The sequence below is a fragment of the Siphonobacter sp. BAB-5385 genome (genome assembly GCF_002261125.1).
In the GTDB taxonomy this organism is placed as follows: domain Bacteria; phylum Bacteroidota; class Bacteroidia; order Cytophagales; family Spirosomataceae; genus Siphonobacter.
Genome location: NZ_NMPS01000113.1, coordinates 1 through 454, shown reverse-complemented (window position 1 = coordinate 454; position 454 = coordinate 1). Strand labels below are relative to the sequence as shown.

At 54.0% G+C, this 454-nt stretch carries 1 protein-coding gene; it reads left to right on the top strand.

Annotated elements, in window-relative coordinates; genetic code table 11:
• On the top strand, window positions 1-454 hold a 454-nt coding region (locus BWI93_RS11345; protein WP_141217436.1), incomplete at both ends, for a cell wall metabolism sensor histidine kinase WalK.

Below are 454 nucleotides of genomic sequence, written 5' to 3'. Positions count from 1 at the left end.
GAGTCTGCCGGCTAGTCCGGTTGAGATGGAAGGCGATGCCACGCGGCTCGTGCAAATGGTGATGAATCTTTTGACCAATGCCTCTCGCTATACTCCCAATCAAGGCAAGATTCACTTAAGTCTGGAACACCAGGGCTCTAGGGCTTTTTTACGCCTCCAGGATACCGGCATTGGCCTGAGTCCGGATCAATTAACGTCGATCTTCGAATTGTTTGTGCAGGCTGATAACTCGCTGGCCCGCTCCGAAGGGGGACTGGGTCTAGGGCTTACCTTGGTTAAGCAGATTGTCGAACTGCACGGCGGAACCGTAGAAGCCCAGAGTGAGGGACTGGGCCAGGGCAGTACGTTCATCGTTCGTTTGCCCACCTCAACGGAAGGGCAATCGCCGTCTACGATAAGAAAAGAAGCCGTGAGAGGTTCCCTTCGCCTGTTGATCGTGGATGATAATGCCGAT